Raw genomic sequence first — 22,115 nt, forward strand, 5'->3', positions numbered from 1 at the left:
CACGCTCACAATGCTCGTGATTCGATGATAAATTGTACCAATAACTCATGAGATTTATCATCAATCAAGATACAAGGGTGAGGTTAGCGAAGCGTAACCCACCGATTTTATTGCCTGAATTATATAAAAATTTTTTATTGCAGATAAGGGTAAGAAGAGCATCGCGCTTTAGAAGGTGCGTCAAAAGCGCACTATGCTTAAAACGCAACTGTCTAACTGTCTAACTGTCTAACTGTATGGGTTGACTTTGCTGGGCTAAAGCGCCAACTTACTCGGCAAATCTAGGGTATTGGCTGATATGACTATTTCCTTCCGTGGGTGCTACCCACGCTACAAAAACCAAGCCATTTACTGGAGCCAAATGTTTACTGACTTTTGCAAATAAAGCATTAATCTATGCTGCATTTCTTAAGTATGACAATATTATTGCTATAACTGTTAAAACCTATCTTTATCGAGTGGAATAGTTTTTAAGTTGCCATCAACGACTTGGTATAGAGTAATGGTATAGCCTGAAATCTGATAGCCCGTATCAGAAAAAGTAAACAAATCATCTGCTTTGTTATAAGAAGTTTCTGGACCAAACAGCTCATCTTCTCCATACCAGGTATCTCCAGCAGCATATCTAATCTCATAACTACCTAGAGGCACGTCGACCTCAACAGTGTCCCCACCATTGATATATATAGTAAGTGTCTCTCTATCAGTGGCGGCATTAACAACTTTTACATAATAATCTGACCCACCTTGAGATTGGATTTCAAGCGGGGCAATAGCTTCTTCACCCTGAAAATCTTCGTTATAGACGCCACTGCTTGGTGCTGAGACTGGCATTAGAGTTTCTTCTGTTTCAGCAACTACTGGGGATAATTCTGAATTCTGCTCCATGACCTCGGGTGTTTCAACCTGTAAGGAGTCAACTGGCTGCTGCTCTGGTGAAGCACAACCTGCAACCATTAAAAAAGTTAATAAAGAAGCTAACTTATAGGTATTTTTAATTTTCATATTTCTCAACTTATTATTTTAATTAAGTGTTGTAGAGTGAGGTTATTGAAGCATAACCTACTAATTTTATTATATATCTTAAGTAAGAAACTTGCAGAACATTTTAATTAAGGTAGGCCTAGGTAGAGTGGCCTAATCCTAAAAGGTGCGTGGGACGCACCCTACTGTATTGGCAAAGTACCCTCTTAATAGTCTTAAGTCAGTAGAATCCGTAGCGTGGGTAACACCCACGGTTATAAAAGACTCCATAGGTAGTGATGAGAGCAAGGTGGGTGTAACGCAGTCTATAGCTACAACTGTGGCTAAAGAGTGACTATGGCTAAAAAGTTACTATGCTAGGCTAAAGCACCAGCCTACGCGCTTGATTTAGAGGTTGAAATCCACCCTTTGCCCCTCCTTTTAAAAAGGAGGGGCAAAATCTTGTGCCAATGACCTAGTGCTAAGACGATAAATTCAGCTATTCAGCCACCTCAACAGCAGTCACATTTTGAAAGCCTCTAGGCAGCTGACCACCACGATTACCACGTTTGCCCGTGTAGTTCGCCAAGTCCATCGGTTTGAGCGTGACATGACGCTTACCTGCAGTTACCGTCAGGCTATCGTCATGATGCAGCGAGGTCACGGCAAGCACCTCTTCGCCCGCTTTAAGGTTGATGAGCTTATTGCCCTTACCGCGCGCTTGTTCCGGCAAATCATCGATAGGGAAGATGAGCAGATAGCCGGCTGAGGTCACTACCGCGATTTGGTCATGAGCGGGACTGGCTGCCATCTCACTATTGCCACTCGTACCGATAGGGATAGCATTGACCGTCAATAGGCGGGCATCTTTGGCAATATTAATAACGTTTTTACCGGCTTTTTGGTTGGTTTCTAAGTTGCCTAACGTATTAATAAAGCCGTAGCCTTGTGAGCTAGCTAGAATAACTTTTTGCTCATTATCGCCTGTTAACAGCTGCTCAAATTTAGCCCCAGCAGCAGGCTTAAGCACACTCGTTAGTGGATCGCCCTGACCGCGCGCTGAGGCTAGGGTGTGGGCATCGATGCTATAACTGCGACCCGTACTATCCATGATGTAAATTTTTTCATTGGACTTGCCCTGCACATGCGCTTGATAGCTGTCGCCCGAGCGGAAACTCATACCCGTAGCATCGACATCGTGACCTTTAGCGGCACGAATCCAACCCGCTTGTGACAAGATAGCGGTAATCGGCTCGCTAGGGATTAGATCCGACTCTTTGAGCGCTGTTGCTTCATCACGCTCGACCACCGTAGACATACGCTCGTTGCCATGCTCTTTCATATCGGCGGTGAGCTCATCAATGATGAGGTTGGTCAAGCTGTCTGGATTGTCTAGCAGCTCTTGCAAGGTGGCCCGCTCCACTGCAAGTTCATCTTGCTCGCGGCGCAATTCGATTTCTTCTAGCTTAGCCAATTGCCGTAAGCGGATATCTAAAATGGCATTTGCTTGAATGTCACTCAAATCATAATCGGCCATTAATACGGCTTTCGGATCATCTTCTTCACGAATAATACGAATCACCTCATCGATATTCAGATAAGCAATCAACAGACCGGCCAAAATGTGCAGGCGCTTATCAATTTTATCCAAGCGATATTCAATACGGCGCGTCACGACGGCTCGGCGACTGACTAGCCATTCCTCTAAGATTTCTTTGAGGTTTTTGACTTGTGGCTTACCGTTTAGCCCAATCATGTTCATGTTGACGCGGTAGTTGCTCTCTAAATCGGTACTGGCAAATAAGTGGCTCATCACGCGGTCGACATCGACGCGGGTAGACTTAAGCTCGAGTACGATACGGCAGGCATTCTCATGATCCGACTCATCATGGATATCCACAATCCACGGAAGTTTTTTGTCGGTCATTAGCTTGGCAATTTGCTCTTGGATTTTATTGCCGGAGACTTGGTGCGGTAGGGCATCGATAATGACCAGGTTTTTTTCTTTTTTATCGATGTGATAGACCGCACGCATTTTATAGCTGCCACGACCGGTCTCGTAGATGTTCTGTAGGTCTTTTTTCGAGGTAATGATTTCCGCTTTGGTCGGTAAATCTGGCGCGGGAATAGATTGGGTCAACTGCTTGACCGACAGCTCAGGATTCTTTAATAGTCGAATCGCTGCTCGCACAACTTCATTGAGGTTATGCGGCGGGATATCGGTCGCCATACCTACGGCAATACCAGTGGTGCCATTCAATAGAATATTGGGCAAGCGAGCGGGTAGGGTAACCGGTTCTTGCATCGAACCATCGAAGTTGTCTTGCCAATCGACCGTACCTTGGCCGAGCTCCGCCAGTAAAGTATTGGCATAGGCCGACATCTTCGCTTCGGTATAACGCATCGCGGCAAAAGACTTCGGGTCATCAGGGCTACCCCAGTTGCCTTGGCCTGTGATGAGCGGGTAACGGTAGCTAAACGGCTGCGCCATCAACACCATAGCCTCATAGCAAGCGCTATCGCCATGCGGGTGGTATTTACCTAGCACATCACCGACGGTACGCGCCGATTTTTTGGGTTTAGCGGTCGACTTTAGACCTAACTCACTCATCGCATAGACAATACGGCGCTGCACCGGCTTTAAGCCGTCTGAAATATGCGGCAGCGCGCGGTCCATGATGACGTACATGGCATAGTTCAAATAGGCCTGCTCAGTGAATTCCGCAACAGAGCGGGTATCCATGGGTTCGCTGGCGGGAAGATCCGGGGTATCAGAAATAATGACATCAGACATAGAGAGAAGTTTCGCTTGTATAAAGTGTAAGCTGGCGCTCCTGCTACTCGAGGCAGAACCGGCCAAATCGGCAAAGATAAGATAGCGTTATCGTAAAGGATATTGGCGCAATAAAAAAGTGGCGAATGCTAATAGACGACAGGTCGTGACGCTTATTGTCCCGATATCAGGGCTAATCTATAGGCGAGCCACGTTTTAGGACGGGCTAATAGTGGTGATAATGCTGAGGGTTCGTTTGGTTTTTTTTAACTGATTTTTTATGACTGGTTTTTTATGAACAATGTCTGGCTTTTTATAAACAAGTAGCAGTGGCAGCGTGTAGCAATAGACCATAGGAGGATGAGATTTAGGGTGCTATATTAATTGCTTGATTGTAATAAATAAGCTCAGTAGTCCTACTAATAATAGGGATGAAAATTATCCTAGCCTTTTGTACTTAAAAACCCTTGCAACTGGCCGCTATTTTAGTTACAACATAAGGATAGGCTTAGGAGTTTTTTAAGTATTCCTAAGAGGCGGTTCATAGTCGCCAATTGATAACTTTGAGGCAATGACAGCTCAAATATAACCGTTAATTTATCAAAGCTCAGTTATCAGAGCATAAGTTATAAAAGTTAAGTTATAAAAGCACGGCCATAAAAATAAGCGAATGGGTAGGAGACCAAGGCATGAGCACACAGCCAAAGTATCGACTAGGGCATAAAAAAACGATTACACAACTGAGCGCCTTGGCCACTGCTGTGAGTGCTGGCTTATTTTTAGCGGGGTGTAGTACCCCCAACTCAGCAGAGACTAGAGCACGCAGTGAGCCGGTATCCAGCCCAGTCAAAGCAAAGCCTACGCCCTCATACCAGTCTGCGCCCGTCATCGCAGCAGTAGCGAGCAGGGCGGATGCTAGCCTGATTAGAAGCAGCAGCTATCCGGTTATGCCGGCTCCGCAACCGAAAGACCGCGATAATTATCAAGATCAGAGCGCCAATCCTGTGCATCGTACCGCAGAGTCAGCGGTAGCCACTTTGTCGATTGATACGGACACGGGCAGCTACGCCAATGTCCGCCGTTACTTAAATGAAGGCCAATTGCCTCCTGTGGATGCCGTGCGGGCGGAAGAGCTGGTAAATTACTTTTCCTATCCATTTAGCGATGGCAAACGGGTCGGTAATGCGCCTTTTGTGGTGGCGACCGAAGTCGTTGACTCGCCTTGGGACAAAGTAGGTCAGGATAATAAAATCGTCAAAGTGGGTATTAAAGCCGTCGATAATAGCTGGTCAGAAAAGTCGACCAATGCCGCCCTGCCTCCTGCTAATCTAGTCTTTTTAGTCGATGTCTCGGGCTCCATGGACAGCCGTGACAAGCTACCGCTTGCCCAATCTGCCCTCAAATTACTAACGCAACAAATGCGCGCGCAAGATACGATTAGTATCGTCACTTATTCTGGCCGTACCGAAGTGGTGTTACCGGCTACGCCCGGCGATAAAAAGTCTAAGATATTAGCCGCGATTGATGGCCTCAAAGCCGCAGGCTCGACCAATGGCGAAGATGCGCTAAAACTGGCGTATCGGCAAGCCAGTGAAAATATGCAGAAGGGTGGTATTAATCGTATTCTCATGCTGACCGATGGCGACTTTAACGTGGGGATTAGCGATGTCGATGAGATGCTGGATTTGGTCAAATCACAGCGCGATAAAGGCATTTCGCTATCGACCGTAGGCTTTGGTCGGGGCAACTTAAACGACTATATGATGGAGCAAATGGCGGATAACGGCAATGGTAATTACAGCTATATTGACAGCTTAACCGAAGCCAAAAAGGTGTTTAGCGATGAGCTAGCGGCTACCTTTAATACCGTCGCCAAAGACGTCAAAATCCAAGTGGAATTCAACCCTAGTGTCATCTCTGAGTGGCGGTTAATCGGTTATGAGAATCGTGTACTGGCCGAAGAAGACTTTAATAATGATAAAGTCGATGCTGGCGAGTTGGGCGCGGGTAAAGCGGTCATTGCCCTGTTTGAAGTGACGCCAGTAGGCAAGCCTGGACTGTATAGCGATCGTCGTTATGGCAGCAGCGAGAGTAAAACGACCCAAACCAATATGACCGAATTGGGCTATCTCAAAATACGTTATAAGGCACCTGCAGGTGGTGATTCTAAGCTGCTCAGCCTGCCTATTGCCAATAGCAGCCACCCCTTAAGCAGCGCCAATACCGACACGCAATTTGCGGTAGCAGTGGCAGGGTTTGCGCAACGTTTAGGGCAGGGGCAGTATATTAATAATTGGCAATACGCGGACAGTGGCAAGCTGGCCAAGCAAAGTTTGACCCAGCCCGCCAACAGTGATCGCGATGGCATCCGGCGTGGCTTTGTTGATTTAACCGAACTGGCCAGTGCTTTAGAGCAGACAAAATAAGCATTTTTTATAAGCAAACTATTGTTTACTATTATAATGAAGATGGGCTTAACGGATTCGCCTCATGGTAGCTTTTATTTCGCTCCAACACTTTTTATTGAACGCAAGAGTTAACAACTGTACTGATTTTATGTATTGAGTATGACTGTAGTAATAGTGTATCTTAAAGAATAATAGTGTCATCGCCTGAATGCTACACTTTGTCGTGTTATAGCATTCTAATCATTCCTTATTTTTATATAAGTATAACCCTTCGCCAAAAGATTATTTATCAGGAGCTTTACGATTATGGACAATCAAGACACTCTCATACGCCGTAATGACCCGGTATGGTTAAAGACCTACCAAGAATTAAACATGACCTACGACATTGAGTTGCCGCCTGAAGATACTTCTCTAATCGATATCTTTGAAGAAAGTTTCGTCAAACATAACAAAAAAACCGCTTACGTCTGCATGGACACTGAGTTGTCGTTTGCTGATTTAGACCGCTATAGTCGCCAGATTGCCGCTTACCTACAGGCGCTTGGCCTGAAAAAAGGCGATAAAGTAGCAGTAATGATGCCGAATATTCTGCAGATGCCTATTACCGTATTGGGGGTTTTGCGCGCAGGCTATGTGCTAGTCAACGTCAACCCGTTATACACGTCAAAAGAGCTTGAGCATCAATTGGATGACTCTGAGGCCAAAGTCTTATTTATCGTAGAAAACTTTGCTAAAACTTATCAAGATATTGGCAAAAAATTGGTCGACCATGTCGTTATCGCTTCTATGGGCGATATGATGGGTACGCTAAAAGGTTTATTGGTCAATACCGTCGTGCGCCACGTCAAAAAGATGGTGCCTGCTTATAGTATCTCAGGCAGTGTAACCTTCAAAAAAGCTTTGAATAAATATGGCGTTAATAAATATAAGCGCCCAACCGATATCGGCCTCAATGACTTAGCGATGCTGCAGTATACCGGTGGTACTACTGGGGTCGCTAAAGGCGCAATGCTGACGCATAAAAACTTGGTCGCTAACCTAATTCAGTGCGATACCTTCTTGGGCAGTGCTTTTGATGAGTATGAAAATGGTCCTAAGCAACCAGTTATTATGACCGCCTTACCGCTATACCATATTTTCTCGTTTACCGTCTGCGGCATGTTTGGTTTACGCCGTGGCTGTCTCGGACTATTGGTACCCAACCCACGTGATGGGGCTAGCTTAATCAAAGCTTATAAGGATTATCCACCGGCTTTCTTCCCAGCTGTAAACACCTTATTTAACGGTTTGGCCAACAGCGATGTCTTTAAAGCAATGGACCATAGCAACCTGAAATTATCGATGGGTGGCGGTATGGCGGTATTGAAAGATACTGCGGCCAAGTGGGAAGCAATCACGGGCAACGTCATCATCCAAGGCTATGGCCTATCTGAGACCTCTCCTGTGGCGAGCGCCAACCCGCTAGCTTTAGATCACTTCACCGGTACAGTCGGTGTGCCAATGCCGGGTACTGAAATGGCCATCTTAGATGAAGCAGGCAACGAAGTAGAGCTGGGCGAGCGCGGTGAAATCAGTGTCCGTGGCCCGCAAGTTATGAAAGGCTACTGGAAACGTGAAGACGCTACCAATGAAGTCATGACCAGCGATGGATTCTTCCGCACAGGCGATATCGGCGTCATGAGCGATACCGGCTATGTAAAAATCGTTGACCGTAAAAAAGATATGATTTTAGTGTCGGGCTTTAACGTTTATCCAAACGAAGTCGAAGACGTCATGACGGAACACCCAAAAATCTTAGAGTGTGGCGTCATCGGTATTGAAGACGAGCGCAGCGGTGAAGTGCCGAAGATTTATGTGGTACGCTCAGATGACAGCTTGACGGAAGAGGAAGTCTTACAGTATGGTAAAGACCATCTAACCGGCTACAAACGCCCGCGTTATGTCGCTTTCATCGATGAGTTGCCTAAATCTAACGTGGGTAAAATCTTACGTAAAGAGATTCGCGTCATCGAAGAACAGAGCCAGCAGAAAAAAGCGGCTTCATAAGCTGGCTATAGAGCTAAGTAAGCTATAAAGTGAAGCGAGCTATAAGAAGAAAGTAGGATGGGTTTGAGGCAGGATTAGCCTTAGCTTAAGTCTAGATTGAAGCGTTACTGTAAATAGGGCTCAAACGGCCCTTATGCAGAGTGATTTTGATTGAGACGCTAAAAATAAAGGGACGATACTGACTCAGTATTGTCCCTTTTTATTGGGTTTTATTAAGGCGTGTTGCCACTAATAAGACTATATAGACTATAAGATAGGCTGAGTTGATAACCGTGGATGGATGACTAGGTATTTATAACTAGGAACGGATGACTAATAAAGGGAGGGCTAATCGCAAGATAGTTTTTTATGATGACACTAGGTATTATTTACTTTACTCAGATGTGAAGAAGAAAAAGGCTGGCCTAATAGCAGTTGCGCTGACTTACGTGAATAACTTTTGCTTCACAAACGTTCACCTAAAGCGACTGTAATTAATAAGGTTTTGCATTATTCTATAAAGGCGTAATAGGGCGACGCTAGGATAATGGCTATAGTTTGCGAATAGAAGTTTGTACCTTCTGAGCGCTAAACTATCTTAAAACAGTAACCTCATCACACTGAATAACTAGGTAGTTTACTTCTAATAATTAATTTTTTGGGTACTTATATGACGGCACAAACTGACGCAACGACCACTAATAAACAGGCGAATAACCATTCGGTCAGCAATGATCAAGGTAAGCCTACCACCAAATTTTCTTATAAAGCTGAGCCTTATCCAAAGACACCGCACATCCCTAGTGACCGTCCTTGGCTAGAGTCTTATGAGCGTTATGGCATTCCTGCACAGATTGAAATGCCGGCAGATGAAAGCTCATTATTAGATATCTTTGAGCGCAATTTTAGTCGCTATGGCAATAAAAAAGCCTTTACTTGTATGGACGTCTCGCTGACTTTTCATGAGTTAGATTTGTATAGCCGCCAGATTGCCGCCTATCTGCAGTCGTTAGGGCTAGAGAAAGGCGATAAAGTGGGCGCTATGATGCCCAACATTTTACAGTACCCTATCGTCGCGCTAGGTGTGATTCGTGCGGGTCTGACTTTAGTCAATGTAAACCCGCTATACACCAGTCGTGAACTGTCACATCAACTAGAAGACAGTGGCACCAAAGCGCTCTTTATTATCGAAAACTTTGCTACTACTTTTACCGAGGCCGAGCATACCTCAGGGGTTGAGCACGTCATCGTATGTAGCATGGGTGACATGCTAGGCTTCTTTAAAGGCGCCATCACTAATCTGGTCGTCCGCCACGTGAAAAAAATGGTCCCGGCTTACAATATCCCTAAGAGCGTGGGCTTTAAAGAAGCCCTAAATGCGGTGTCTGCCAGTAAGTATCGCCGTCCCGATGTGGACTTAAGCGATGTGGCCTTGCTGCAATATACTGGGGGTACGACGGGGGTCGCTAAAGGCGCTATGCTCACTCATGGCAACTTAGTAGCTAACATGTTGCAAATCAGTGCCTTGATGACCAGTGCCTTTGAAGATGATGTGACCTCTGAGGACGTTATCCTTGCAGCCTTGCCGCTATACCACGTGTTCTCCTTTACCGTGTGTGGCCTATACCCGATGTACCAAGGCTACAACAGCTTATTAATCCCGAACCCGCGTGATTTAGAAGACTTAATCAAACAAATTGATAAATATAAGCCGTCTTTCTTACCGGCTGTAAATACCTTGTTTAATGGCTTGGTGCAGCAAGAGTCTTTCAAAAAATTGGATTTCTCGCACCTAAAGGCCGCTATCGGTGGCGGTATGTCGGTGCTGCCGAGCGTCGCCAAAGAGTGGCATGAGATTACTGGCCTGCCTATCGTAGAAGGGTATGGCTTGTCTGAGACATCGCCAGTAGTCGCCTTTAACCCTATGACTATCGCCGAATTTACCGGCAAAATCGGTATCCCGGCCTCAAATACGGACGTCATCCTTATCGATGATGAGGGCAATGAGATGCCTATCGGTGAGCGCGGTGAAATCTGTGTTAAAGGCCCGCAAGTGATGCTCGGCTACCAAAATCGCCCCGATGAAACCGATGAGACCTTTACCGAAAATGGCTATCTGAAAACCGGTGACATCGGTATTATGGATGAGAAGGGCTTTATCAAAATCGTCGATCGCAAAAAAGATATGATTTTAGTGTCGGGCTTTAATGTCTATCCGAACGAGATCGAAGAGGCCATGTCGGAGCACCCTAACGTGTTGGAATGTGGCGCTATTGGCGTGCCTAGCGAATCCCGCGGCGAAGACCCTAAAATCTTTGTCGTAAAAAAAGGTGAAGTCACTGAACAAGAGCTACTCGACTTTGGTAAAAAGAATCTTACCGGCTATAAACGCCCACGTATCGTGCAGTTCGTAGACGAATTGCCGAAGTCTAATGTGGGTAAAATATTGCGTAAAGAATTGCGTAAAATGGAAGGCTTAGAGTAATTCTCAGCCTTGCTATTAGTAGGTCATGACGTTACGATAGCGACATTAAGCCTTGGTGCGATAGCTGTTTTATTGGCATTAAGGCACGACTGACCTAACAAATGAATCAATGATAGGAAACCGCTTTACATGCGTATAGATAACCGTGAGCTCAACCAACTTCGTCCCGTAACTTTTGAACGGAATTATACCAAGCACGCTGAAGGTTCAGTGCTAGTGAGCTTTGGCGATACCAAAGTATTGTGTACTGCTAGTGTCGAAAATGGCGTGCCGCGTTGGCTCAAAGGTCAAGGTAAAGGTTGGATTACGGCAGAATACGGGATGTTGCCGCGCGCGACCAATACCCGTAACCAACGTGAAGCCGCTCGTGGTAAACAGTCGGGCCGTACGCAAGAGATTCAGCGTCTGATTGGCCGTAGTCTACGCGCCATGGTGGACCTATCGAAGTTGGGTGAAAACACTATCTATCTGGATTGTGATGTTATTCAAGCCGATGGCGGCACCCGTACTGCCAGTATCACCGGTGCTGCAGTGGCTATGATTGATGCGCTTGAGACCTTGCAAAAGAAGAAAAAACTAAAAGCCGATCCACTAATTGGCCTCGTCGCTGCGGTCTCTGTGGGCATTAAAAATGGCGAAGTCTTGTTGGATTTATGCTACGAAGAAGATGCCAGCTGTGATACCGACCTAAACGTGGTCATGACGCAAAAAGGCGAGTTCATTGAGATTCAAGGCACCGCTGAAGAAAAGCCCTTTACCCGTGCTGAAGCGGATAAAATGCTAGATGTGGCACAAGCCGGTATCGCTGATTTGATCAAGATGCAGCAAACGGTCTTGGGCTGGTAAGTAGGGTTTTTTAGCAGCGGGCTTAATGTTTGAATATAAGTGCGCTGCTAGACTCCACCTCCTAAAAAATATCTGTCATAGTGGTGACGGAGGCGGGTTATAAAAACCTCCGTCGCGAACAAACTGCAGGCAAGGATACCCTGATGCTAAAATTAACCGATCATGGCGCCCACATCACCCTACAAGGACAGCCCACACCCAGCGGTGATGGGCTGTTTTGGTTTGGGTCAGCGCTGCTTATTGGCGCGGTCGGGGTGGCGATGGCCATGAGTTTATTGCCTGAACGTTGGGCTATTGGGGCTTTAGCGCTATTAATCGTGGGCAGTTTTATCTTTAATCGCCAACGGCAAAAGCTCAAAAAACAAGCCGCTAATTTGATCCGTGGCGGGGTGCTCGATGTGCGGGCGGGTGCGTTTACCCATAAAGCGCTGGGAACTCAAAACCGGGTCGTTATCGCTGTGGATGATCAGATTGAGATTGAAGGCACTGAGCTGTTAATCCTAGATGTTAATAATGAGCAAAAGTGTCTGGTCACGGGTTTCGAGACGGCTAAAGAAGCTCAGGTGATGCAAGCCATCCTTAGAGGTCAGCAATTGAACAAGCGCAATGCTAATATCAAGATGCAGTCTAATTAAGCAGATTGCTGGAATTAAAGTGTATGAAAGCGCTGTTAAACGCTAGGAAAATTGCTTAAACTGATAAAGCTGTGTGCAGAGTTAGGTCATAGCGGCTAGGTTATAAGCGCACTCTATGTATAACAATGTATGACAACATCACTGCTAAGAGAGCATTCTTCCATAGACCAATAGGTCGGACCACTCAAGGATAGGGAGGTCAGTTTGACACCAAAACATACCGCAGTACATGCCACAATTAATGCTAGTCATCAGGACTTAACATCAGGGTCGCCACCGGCTCAGTTATATTCTGTAGCATCTTCCTTACCACCAAGGTTATTCAAACCAAGTCAGTCCCTGCGCCCGCGCTTAAGCTTGAGTGATATGTTGTGCTCAACGGCCATTAAATTATTCTTCACACCCGTAACGATAGCGTTAACCGTAGCTTCGGCCTTAGCGCTGCCTACTGTGGCCAATGCCGCTATTTTTACCTCATCTAACGCGACTATCGTTCCTGCAAATACGGCTTATGCCAGAACCCCTGTAGCCTTTCCACAATTGGCTACTACGCCTGCCTTTATGCAATCGTATGATAATCTAAAACCGGAGCACGCCTCAGTAGTGCTAGCCTCTGAAGCTATGGCGACCCCGGCGGCGCAACAAGTCTTACGTCAGGTCAGAGTCATGGCGTTAGATCAGCGCACTATCTTGCCGGGCGGCTGTTGGGATTATTTAAACGCCGCTTTTCAGCGCGCCGGAATCAGCCGCGACACGGTCTTTGAAGGGACGTATCGGGCAGGGCCTTATGCCGATAGCGAGGCGTTACGCTCAGGCGATTGGTTGTATTATATTAATCATGGCTATAACGATATCGAGCACAGTGGCTTATTTATTGGTTGGGTAGATAAACCGAGCCGCCAAGCGCTAATCTTGAGTTATGCCGGAGAAAGTCGTCATGAGCCGGCCCGCTATAAAGTGTATGACTTAAGCCATGTTTATCAAATTATGCGGCCGACGGCTTAAGTCAGAGTCACAGTGCGCTGCCCTTAACAGCGACCCTTAAAAAAGCCCATAACTTTGATAGCTATGGGCTTTTTTATTTTGTAGTGAGTCGGCTTTTGGCAGCCCTGTTAAAATGGCTAAAAAGGTTTCACAATCACTAAAATCACGACGGCGACCAATACCAATACCGGCACTTCGTTAAACCAGCGCCAAAACTTATCGGTCTTATAATGGGCATTATCCATCAGTTTTTTGCGATAAAATCCGCAAGCGCCATGGTAGGCTGATAGCAACACGACCAAGGTTAATTTGGCATGCAGCCACCCTTGGGTTTTATACACATCCCAGCCCAACACCAACATCCAAATCCCAAAGACCCAAGTGGCAATCATTGATGGGGTCATGATGCCGCGATACAGTTTGCGCTCCATAATCATAAAACGCTCGTGACTGACACGGTCATCACTCATCGCATGGTAGACAAACAGGCGGGGCAAATAGAATATCGCCGCAAACCAACACACCATCGAGATGACGTGTGCGGCTTTAATCCAATTAAAATAATCTGCCATAGGGCTGCCTTAGATCGTATAGAGTAGGGTGGCGCGCTACCGGACAAACAGCTTGTTTTATAGCTGTTGGTAGCCGACAAGCTAGCGATTATACCGCTGTCTCAGCTTTTGTGCTATCCAAGGAACGACCTAGGTCAAACGCTGGTGAGTTAGTGGGCGACTTGCTAAGGTATACCAATAAAAAAGGCCTAGTCCCACAATAACGGGCTAAGCCTTCTTTACAGCGATTTTTATAACGGATGATGCTGCCTGATACTGTAGATAGCGTCTAAGTTGCGCAATATAAGCAGCGCAGTATTAAGCGGACATGACTAGTGCTGAGGTATGGGCCGTTACCGCATCCGTCACTAACACTTGTCTTGGGCGACTCACCTGCGCGCGTAGGCCCAGCTGCTTCATCAAACGATCGTCGTTCGACTGGCTCGCATTGCCTGTGGTCAGCAGCTTATCGCCATAAAAGAACGAGTTTGCACCGGCCATAAAGGCCAAGGCTTGTTCAGAGTCAGACAAGCTCTCGCGACCAGCAGAAAGGCGCACATAGCTCTCAGGACAGCATAGACGCGTCACGGCAATAGTGCGAATCCATTCTAATACCGGCAGCTCGCCTTCGCTTAATATCTTATCGCCGAGCGGTGTGCCTGCGATGGGCACCAGTAAATTGACCGGAATAGACTCTGGTGGTATGGGCATACTGGCCAGCTCGTAAATCCAATCGATACGATCGTCACGGCCTTCACCCATCCCGACGATACTGCCGCTACACACATTGATACCGGCATCGCGAACATGGTTGATAGTGGCTAGGCGGTCATCGTAGCTACGCGTGGTCACTACTTCATCATAATAGCGTCTGGACGTATCCAAGTTATGGTTATAGTAATCGAGACCTGCGTCGGCTAATTGGCGTGATTGCTCAGGGGTCAGCATCCCGAGGGTCATGCAAGTCTCTAGACCTAAGGCTTTGACCTCTTTGACCAGCTCTGCCACGTAAGGCATGTCTTTAGCGCTCGGATGTTTCCAGGCTGCGCCCATACAAAAGCGTGAGGAGCCAGAGGCTTTAGCACGTTTGGCCGCTGCGATAACCTTATCAACTTCTAGACGTTTTTCAGCCTGCAGTTTGGTCTTATCACGGTGATGTCCCGACTGTGAGCAATAGCCGCAGTCTTCAGGACAGTTGCCGGTCTTAATCGATAGTAGCGTGCTGATTTGCACTTCATTGGCGTTGAAATGTTGACGGTGTACTTGCTGGGCTTGTAGCAGCAAATCCATAAAGGGCATGTCGAATAATTCAGCAATATACTCCCGGGTAATAGCCGGTTTGCTGCTAGCGGTATGCTGATCTGACTGAGCTGTCATCGCCGCGTCAAAGTTTAAATGGCCTACGTTATGGCTCCCGTGAGTAACTGCCGATTGTGGTTCGCTAATCCCTAATAAACCTGTCATTGTGCTGCTCATCATCCTTAATCCTATTTAGTCACTGATATTATCATCAGACCATTGTCCCTTAGCTAGCTCGATAACTATCAAGGGATAAATGATCTATAACTGCTTACTTAGCTTTTAATTAAATTGTTAATTCTAGGGCATGCTTAGCAATTTTGCTAAACGTTGTTGCCTAAAAGGCTAGCCTGGTGTCGTTTACCAATAGCTACTTAGCAAGCTCTAAGGTGCAAGCTGCTAATATGATTGTAATCGTATCATTTTATGAGATGTGTGGGGCAAAATTAGCGGCTATCTTAGCATCTTTCGCACCTATTTCTCTCAGTACCCTTTTAAGGAAACGTAGTTTTTTTGCAATGGTGCTTAGGGCTAGTTTTATGTCGCCTCTCTTTATCGCTACGGCTATTTGGTTAACCAGTTATTTTTACTATTGATAGTAAAAGCGGCTATAAAAAGTGACCATAAAAAAATTGCCCAAACGACATCACATCATTTGGACAATTCAATAACCCGCTAAGCCATTATTAAATAAGTTTAAGCTTATTTGCCTAGTTTATGTTTGGCCACGCCAATCCAATGCATAGCAAACTGTTGCGCTTTATAAGCGTAAGGCTTAGCTTTTTGGATATAAGGTTTATACTCTTCTGGGATTGCAGGAACAATATATTTAGCTAATTTATTGAACCACATCAGTAAGCTGTAATCGCCTTCCATCTTTAGCTCACCCGCTTGAATAGCGGTCATAAACGCGGCAACGTTACCACCCGTCAACAGCTTCACACCTGTCGCTGAATCTTTAAAGTCGATGCTTAACGTTGGTTTTTCCGCAGCGCCACTTTTTTGGCTAAAGCTACCATTTTTAAAATTATAAGAACGCGTAACGCCTGCTGAGTCACTGCCCAATTGAATAGTTACGTCACGGTCAGCCAGTAAGGCTTTAAAATCTTCGTTGTCACCGCCGGCAAGCATAGACAAGCGATAGCCAACAGCCGCTAGTAACGCATCAAGGGGATCGGCTTTGACATTCAGTACAGGGATAGTAAACATAAACAAGCTCCTAAAAAATAAAAAATGAATACGACAATCTACATAGTATAGCGGCTGTAGCCGTAGCGTCATTAGTAATTACGTTGACGCTTTAGTTCTGCATGTAACTAAGGTGTGTTCTCAATTAACAACCCTAGTGAGTAATGGCCTAACAAACTCTATCGCACCTTTAGCCTCATGATGCCCTTGAAGGCACGGCCCAGTTGCTGACTGCGTAAAGGTTGGCTGCCCACAGTATAGTAACTCACTGGCGTGAACGAAAGGGGAGAGTCAAAAAAAGTTGAGCCCCAAAAAAGCCTGTCTCTCAAAATAGATGACAGGCTCTCGACATAGGGCGTAATGAGTCAGGAATAGTTTTTAGAAAATAGCAGACTCAATATAAATTTTTTTAATAGCGTGTTGTTAGTCTTTTATCTAGGATTGGCTTAGTTAATAAATAATCAAAGTCAGCATAGTTAAAATAAAGGTTTTAAAAGCTATGTGATTCTCAAGGTCATGCGGTTGATTAAAGCTAGCGATAAGGCGGTCATTATCCTTAGCTATTGAAACTTAGGCTCGTATTCATCGTAAACGGGCGTGTGCTCGATATAGCGCTGTTGCACTGCTGCCGGGCGCGATTTGCTACGGATACTGATAGTGTCATGACGCCAAGCGCGCGCAATAATCCAAGCGCACAGAGGCAACCAACTTAATGCCATCGCAGCGACATAACCGTGCCAACTCGATAAGGGTAGCGCTGAAGTCAGCATATATTGCAGGCCTTCAATGCATAACCAATACCCCATGCCGGCGAGTGCATATAATAATAAGTAGCGTTGGGATGACAGCGCGGTCGCTAGGATACCTATTGCCAATAACCCATAGCCTAAAACCTCACCTATATTTAGGGTCGCGGCGCTAAACGGTGTCCAGCTAGCGTCGCCAGAAGAGAGGGTCGTGAGGGTAAGTATAAACATAGTGCATCGCCTCGTTAGCAGTCAGATAATGTTGCGGTATGAGCCTATTATGGCGACAAAGTAGGCCAAGCTAAAGGGCAAAAGCGAACCGTTGCGACAGTGGTTGTCGTCTAAAAATTAGCCTATTTTATGCCTTAGTTTAAAGGATTTTTAAGGCGTGATGGCACTAGGGGTAGCGTTGATTTTTGCGGAGAATAGCGCAGAAATTTTTGGGAAATCTGGCTAAAGTTTTTTGTAATCGTCAGGCTAAAAGCTGGCAGTTATAATTTTTTAAGGGAGGGGTGGGCTGGGGTTAGAAATGAGGGCTTAAACCGTGCAACGGATAACAATGTCTATCCACCGCACGGTCTAGCCAGTCCACCCGTGATTGGGTAACGAGTCACGGGTATAAGTTTACGCCTGCCTTAACTAAGTGCAGCAGGGGGACGCCTTGAATTATTGAGCAGGCTATTTGAACTATTCAGTAGGCCAATTGCATTATTAAATAGGTCCGTGACCTTAATGGGCTGACTCGCCGCGACGGCCCCACCAAGAAATGAGCAGGACTAATGCTGCGCCCACAATCATTAGGCTAATAGTCGTTGCCCACTGTGCCCCTCCGGGAAACTGCCAAGGCATCACGTTGCCTAACGCTACTGTCTTCCACGGCCAAATCTTTAATAAAGACCCTGCAATAAAGCCCGTCAGTAGCGCGAGAGTCCCTTGATAATAGCGCGCCAACAGCCACTTTAACATCCGGGTAAATAGCAGCAGTCCGGTCACCATCCCAGCGACTACCGTCAGCAAGATAGTAAAGTTTAAGGTATGCACGGCTTCTAGAATCGTATCGTAGGTCCCGAGTAGCAATAGGATAAATGAGCCTGATACCCCTGGCAAAATCATGGCGCAAATAGCTATCGCTCCCGACATAAAGAGGTAAGGCAAACTGGGGGAGGCGGGCATAATCGGTGCGGTACTAATGAGGGCAGCGGCCACCATCCCGACGACAAATAGTCCCACGCGGGCCGCTGTCCAACGGGTGACTTCTGTTAGCAAGACAAAGACCGTGGCCACGACCAACCCAAAAAAGAACGACCAAATAAGCAGCGGTTGATTGTCTAGTAAATACTTAATACCGCCCGCTAGAGTGACGAAGCTGGTGCCAATACCTGCAATCAGACAGAGTAAGAAAGTAGCATCCACATGACGCCAAACGGCCACGATACCCTGCATCCCCCCTTGGCGACGCCAAACCTGCCACAGCTCTGGACCAATACTACTTATAGCATTGATAAGGCGCTCATAAATACCGGCGATAAGGGCAATCGTGCCGCCTGAAACACCGGGCACAATGTCCGCGGCCCCCATAGCAATCCCTTTGACGTACACCCCTAACAGTTGCTTGGGCGCATTGGCGGGTGTCATAGGGGTAAGGGGCGCTTGATGCGGCGACAAGTCAGCATTCGCTGGGGATATAGGGCGATGAGATTCAGGAGAGGGGGACATAAAGGTCGCTCAAGAGAGTAAAGGAATAGGGGTGAGGGTAAAATAGACAGCACAGAACGAGCACAATAGGCGCATAAAGGTAGGCAACAAAAACGCGAGATAGCCAATACCTCGCGTATTTTATTGAATCAGGGCACGACTAGCAATAGCTGCACTGTGGTCTCTATAGACTCAGGATAATCGAATAAAATAGTCTAGACTTGCGGCGCAGGGTAGCCTAGCGCATACAACACACCTTCTAAGCCAGTCACATTAATCGCTGCATCGGCGCGCGCTTGTACGATAGGTTTGGCTTGATAAGCAATGCCTAAATCAGCGGTTGCCATCATCGGCAGGTCATTAGCACCATCACCAATACAGACCACTTGTGTCATCTCAATGCCTAAACGCTGGGCAATCTTAGCGGTCAGCATAGCTTTACGCTCGCCATTTACGATAGGCATTTGCACGTAGCCGGTAACTTCACCGCTATCGATATCTAGGTTATTGGCATGCACTTCATCGATACCCAATTGAGCCGCGATATGCTGCGCGAAATAAGTAAACCCGCCCGAGACCAATACGGTATGATAGCCCAACGCTTTTAGGGCGGCTAAGGTAAATTTCGCCCCGCGAGACAAGGTCAGCTGACTGCAGATATCATCCAACACATCGGTAGACAACCCTTCTAATAACGCCAAACGCTTAGCAAAAGACTCGTCAAACTCTATTTCACCACGCATAGCGGATTCGGTAATGGCAGCGACCTCCTCACCGATACCGGCGGCTTTGGCCAACTCGTCAATGACCTCTTGCTCAATTAGGGTAGAGTCCATATCGAAACAAGCCAGCTTATGCGGGCGTAACATATGACCGATAGATAAAATATGGCAATCGACCACTTCGGCGTTGCTGTTAGTAGGTGCAGCCGCAGGATTAACCTGTTGGTTCACTTGCTCATGCAGTTTTTGGCGTAAGCGCGTCGTCAGTTGCTCATCAATGATATGGGCGGCCGCGCTCTTCTTCTCAGGGTGCATCAATGCCCCTGTCGTCGGTATCAATAGGTAGCGATGGACTGTAGCGGGGGTAATGGTGCTGGCTTGACTGGCGGGATGAGGCTGGTCCGTATTTTGAAGCGTGCTAGAGTCTTGAATAACAATAGGCAGACGCTCTGCTACCGCATCATCGGTGACGGTCACTAAGGCCCAATTGGGCTGATCGTCGACCCAAGCCTGTACATAATCATGCACATTGACGACTTGGTGGGCTTGAGTGGCCGGCAATACGACAATAAGGGCAAAAATTGGGAGCGATTGCAGCGTATCTAAATCGGCGCTGCTCACCCCCGCAGGCAGTAACGTTGAGACAGAATCTAAAGCAAGTTGCCATGATTTGCTGTTTTTTGGTAACGAGTAAGGCGTATTGTTTGGCATGGCTCAATTGACCCTTGTGTGCTGAAATAAGATTAGGAATAATAACAGCTTCCATAGCGTCTTTGTAGGCGCTTGCTTCGGGCGTAATTAACCGCCAATTAAGCAGAAGTTGTTGGTTAATTTACCCGTCAGTTGCGCTACAATGTGAGGCATGACGGTCTGTGCTCGCCATAACGTTGGCGCACAGGGTGACTGCAGCAATCATAGCAGCATTTACCCGCATATTTCGCCCACATAGTTTTTATATTAAGACCTAACCGTCTAAGAATATTTGCTAGTATAGGGCGACAGGCTTGTTTAACGGCCCCCTAGATATTTGCCGTGCACAATTAAGTTAGTTCAGAAATTGCACGCAGCTCCACCCAGCAGTTACCGATGGCCCCTTCAAAGAAGGTGTGGTCGACCCACATCTTTGTGACTCACTATTAAAAAAGTTTAGCATACCATGACGTATTTAGCGCCGCGACAAGGCTTATTTGCCATTATTATCCTGATCAGTTTTAGCTTGCAGACCTTGCTACTAGTCCTGAGCACCGAGCAACAGTTAGAAAAAAGCCAGGCTCAAAAAGCCGAGCAAATGGTCTCGCAGCTGATTAGCGAAGCGAGTCTTGCCCTACAAAGTCGCGATCGCGTGAGCTTAAGCGTCATAGCGGGTCGTTATACCAGCGAGCAAGACGTCGCGCGTTTGGTCATCAAAGGGGCGGACGACGAAGTGCTGGTACCGCTGGGCAATGCGCCGTTGCATAAAGGCAAGACCGTACGTCAAGTCGCGACCAAAGGTGAGGCGGTAATAGGCAGCGTGGCGCTGACCATGAAAGACATTAGCAAGGGCGAAATCATCGCCAGCCAATGGCCTTTCGTCATCGGGTCTATGCTGCTGCATTTATTCCTATGGCTGCTTTACGGCTACGTCGCGCGTCCGACCAAAGAGCAAATCAATGCGCTAGGCCGTGATATTCACGAGCATTATCGTCAGCAGTATAAAACGAGCAATGGTAATAGCCGCGGGATTAGAGCCGAGGATGACGGGTTAATAGATGCTGAATTAAGCGCTGCTGAAGCGACGATTCAAGCGAAAGAGCCTAAGCGTTGGCCGTTATTCGGCAATCGTGATAATGTCGCCGCGGCGAGTGATGGTGATGAGCTTGCGGACCATAGTACGGCTGCCCCAGCTAATATTCATGATGAGCTCAATAGCTACGTCCAGTCGCATCGTGACACTAACAGTGGCGATGCTGGTAGTAATATTAGCGGCCATGATGTCACCGAGACGACGGCAGATACGGCTACTACGAGTGTTGAAGGAGCTGCTGATACGGATAAGAGTGCCCCTGCAGTCTCTCCGAGTCGCTATGTCAGTACGGTCGATGTGCAGATTGTCTATGATGATAATTATCGTCTGTTAGATAAGCTGGCCCCTGAGACCGCCGACCCTTACTTTACCCTCTGCTCACAACTGCTCAATCAAGCTATTAGCGAATTATTAAAGCAGCCGCTATTGCATGGCATCTATTTGGATAATGAACCGAAGTTTGATCATAGTGGCGCGGTAGTCGTGTTAAAAGCTGACAATAACCATAGTAAAGCGGCCTTAGCGGGCGTGATGCTAGGTAAGCTCTATCTCATGCTCAATCAAATCATTTATGACAAACATCGCGAGCTATCACGCTTTGCTCTGCCCATTCGGGTTGGCGTCAGTGATGATGCGCAAGCCCGTCCGCTCAGTCATTTGCTAGAGAGCGTGGGTCGTCGTGGTGAGATGTTGATTCTGTATCCAAAGGCGGGTCTCAAAGAGATTGGCAACCACATTCAAGTGCGCAATTTACAACGTCCTACCACCGTCTATGAGCGCGAGAGTGCTTTCTTTGACGGGACCAATGAGGCAATGATGCAGCGTCTGATCGATGTGCGCAATGCTGTGCTATTGTCAGGTAATGAAGACGCCTAAGAGCGTACAGATAAAGGGTTAACGCACTCATAAAAATGGGCTTTTAAGGTTTTAAGGATACCTGGACTATAGCGCCATACTCCTCCGCTAAGCTGAGCACCGTCACTGCAGCATTTATTTAAGGGTTAGGCCG

Annotated in this window: 15 protein-coding genes; 7 read left to right on the forward strand and 8 right to left on the reverse strand. The window is 46.8% G+C overall.

The annotated features are described in order from the left end of the window. Positions 1-438 precede the first annotated feature (438 nt). On the reverse strand, positions 439-1,005 hold the full coding sequence (locus tag ACZ2XM_RS10275; protein ID WP_490588960.1) for a hypothetical protein: 567 nt from the start codon (positions 1,003-1,005) through the stop codon (positions 439-441). Positions 1,006-1,462: 457 nt separating this feature from the next. Further along, positions 1,463-3,757: a DNA topoisomerase IV subunit A gene (gene parC, locus ACZ2XM_RS10280; RefSeq protein ID WP_490588959.1), complete on the reverse strand. Its 2,295-nt coding sequence runs from the start codon at positions 3,755-3,757 to the stop codon at positions 1,463-1,465. A gap of 668 nt (positions 3,758-4,425) precedes the next feature. Between parC and ACZ2XM_RS10285 the strand changes: the two genes are divergently transcribed. The 6 genes from ACZ2XM_RS10285 to ACZ2XM_RS10310 all read left to right on the forward strand — a co-directional run bounded on the left by ACZ2XM_RS10285 (position 4,426) and on the right by ACZ2XM_RS10310 (position 13,143). Next, positions 4,426-6,162 (forward strand): vWA domain-containing protein, encoded by a 1,737-nt coding sequence (locus ACZ2XM_RS10285; RefSeq protein ID WP_490588958.1) that lies wholly within the window; start codon positions 4,426-4,428, stop codon positions 6,160-6,162. A gap of 288 nt (positions 6,163-6,450) precedes the next feature. After that, entirely contained in the window at positions 6,451-8,193 is a 1,743-nt protein-coding gene (locus ACZ2XM_RS10290) for an AMP-binding protein (RefSeq protein WP_490588957.1), read from the forward strand. Positions 8,194-9,031: 838 nt separating this feature from the next. After that, positions 9,032-10,657 (forward strand): AMP-binding protein, encoded by a 1,626-nt coding sequence (locus tag ACZ2XM_RS10295; RefSeq protein WP_490588969.1) that lies wholly within the window; start codon positions 9,032-9,034, stop codon positions 10,655-10,657. A gap of 129 nt (positions 10,658-10,786) precedes the next feature. After that, complete coding sequence (gene rph / locus ACZ2XM_RS10300; protein ID WP_490588956.1) at positions 10,787-11,503, forward strand: ribonuclease PH; 717 nt, start codon at positions 10,787-10,789, stop codon at positions 11,501-11,503. Between the two features lie 143 nt (positions 11,504-11,646). After that, positions 11,647-12,138, forward strand: coding sequence for a hypothetical protein (locus ACZ2XM_RS10305; protein ID WP_490588955.1), 492 nt, complete (start codon positions 11,647-11,649; stop codon positions 12,136-12,138). A 204-nt stretch (positions 12,139-12,342) separates the two neighbouring features. Then, positions 12,343-13,143, forward strand: a complete 801-nt coding sequence (locus ACZ2XM_RS10310; protein WP_490588954.1) for a hypothetical protein — start codon at positions 12,343-12,345, stop codon at positions 13,141-13,143. 116 nt (positions 13,144-13,259) lie between these two features. Here the strand turns inward: ACZ2XM_RS10310 and hemJ are convergent, their stop codons facing one another. From hemJ to serB, 6 genes are all read right to left on the reverse strand, one after another. Next, positions 13,260-13,694 carry a protoporphyrinogen oxidase HemJ gene (hemJ, locus tag ACZ2XM_RS10315; RefSeq protein WP_490588953.1) on the reverse strand — a complete coding sequence of 145 codons (435 nt, stop codon included), beginning with the start codon at positions 13,692-13,694 and terminating at the stop codon, positions 13,260-13,262. A 297-nt stretch (positions 13,695-13,991) separates the two neighbouring features. After that, positions 13,992-15,050 (reverse strand): biotin synthase BioB, encoded by a 1,059-nt coding sequence (gene bioB / locus ACZ2XM_RS10320; protein WP_490588968.1) that lies wholly within the window; start codon positions 15,048-15,050, stop codon positions 13,992-13,994. Positions 15,051-15,674: 624 nt separating this feature from the next. Then, positions 15,675-16,181, reverse strand: coding sequence for a hypothetical protein (locus tag ACZ2XM_RS10325; protein WP_490588952.1), 507 nt, complete (start codon positions 16,179-16,181; stop codon positions 15,675-15,677). Between the two features lie 539 nt (positions 16,182-16,720). Further along, a complete protein-coding gene (gene aciT, locus ACZ2XM_RS10330) occupies positions 16,721-17,137 on the reverse strand; it encodes an AciT family ciprofloxacin tolerance protein (RefSeq protein WP_490588951.1) in 417 nt (138 codons plus the stop codon). A gap of 498 nt (positions 17,138-17,635) precedes the next feature. Next, a complete protein-coding gene (locus tag ACZ2XM_RS10335) occupies positions 17,636-18,622 on the reverse strand; it encodes a DUF368 domain-containing protein (RefSeq protein ID WP_490588950.1) in 987 nt (328 codons plus the stop codon). A 194-nt stretch (positions 18,623-18,816) separates the two neighbouring features. After that, the gene (gene serB, locus ACZ2XM_RS10340) at positions 18,817-20,034 is read right to left on the reverse strand and encodes a phosphoserine phosphatase SerB (protein WP_490588949.1); all 1,218 of its coding nucleotides are present in this window, start codon (positions 20,032-20,034) and stop codon (positions 18,817-18,819) included. A 445-nt stretch (positions 20,035-20,479) separates the two neighbouring features. Between serB and ACZ2XM_RS10345 the strand changes: the two genes are divergently transcribed. Further along, entirely contained in the window at positions 20,480-21,982 is a 1,503-nt protein-coding gene (locus ACZ2XM_RS10345; protein ID WP_490588948.1) for a hypothetical protein, read from the forward strand. Positions 21,983-22,115 lie beyond the last annotated feature (133 nt).

The organism is Psychrobacter sp. CoH-33_TS_01, assembly GCF_058189395.1.

Coding starts and splice junctions, on each gene's coding strand:
- ACZ2XM_RS10275 (WP_490588960.1), bottom strand. CDS start 1,005: ATGAAAATTAAAAATACCTATAAGTTAGCTTCTTTATTAACTTTTTTA.
- parC (WP_490588959.1), bottom strand. CDS start 3,757: ATGTCTGATGTCATTATTTCTGATACCCCGGATCTTCCCGCCAGCGAA.
- ACZ2XM_RS10285 (WP_490588958.1), top strand. CDS start 4,426: ATGAGCACACAGCCAAAGTATCGACTAGGGCATAAAAAAACGATTACA.
- ACZ2XM_RS10290 (WP_490588957.1), top strand. CDS start 6,451: ATGGACAATCAAGACACTCTCATACGCCGTAATGACCCGGTATGGTTA.
- ACZ2XM_RS10295 (WP_490588969.1), top strand. CDS start 9,032: ATGCCGGCAGATGAAAGCTCATTATTAGATATCTTTGAGCGCAATTTT.
- rph (WP_490588956.1), top strand. CDS start 10,787: ATGCGTATAGATAACCGTGAGCTCAACCAACTTCGTCCCGTAACTTTT.
- ACZ2XM_RS10305 (WP_490588955.1), top strand. CDS start 11,647: ATGCTAAAATTAACCGATCATGGCGCCCACATCACCCTACAAGGACAG.
- hemJ (WP_490588953.1), bottom strand. CDS start 13,694: ATGGCAGATTATTTTAATTGGATTAAAGCCGCACACGTCATCTCGATG.
- bioB (WP_490588968.1), bottom strand. CDS start 15,050: ATGACAGCTCAGTCAGATCAGCATACCGCTAGCAGCAAACCGGCTATT.
- ACZ2XM_RS10325 (WP_490588952.1), bottom strand. CDS start 16,181: ATGTTTACTATCCCTGTACTGAATGTCAAAGCCGATCCCCTTGATGCG.
- aciT (WP_490588951.1), bottom strand. CDS start 17,137: ATGTTTATACTTACCCTCACGACCCTCTCTTCTGGCGACGCTAGCTGG.
- ACZ2XM_RS10335 (WP_490588950.1), bottom strand. CDS start 18,622: ATGTCCCCCTCTCCTGAATCTCATCGCCCTATATCCCCAGCGAATGCT.
- serB (WP_490588949.1), bottom strand. CDS start 20,034: ATGCCAAACAATACGCCTTACTCGTTACCAAAAAACAGCAAATCATGG.
- ACZ2XM_RS10345 (WP_490588948.1), top strand. CDS start 20,480: ATGACGTATTTAGCGCCGCGACAAGGCTTATTTGCCATTATTATCCTG.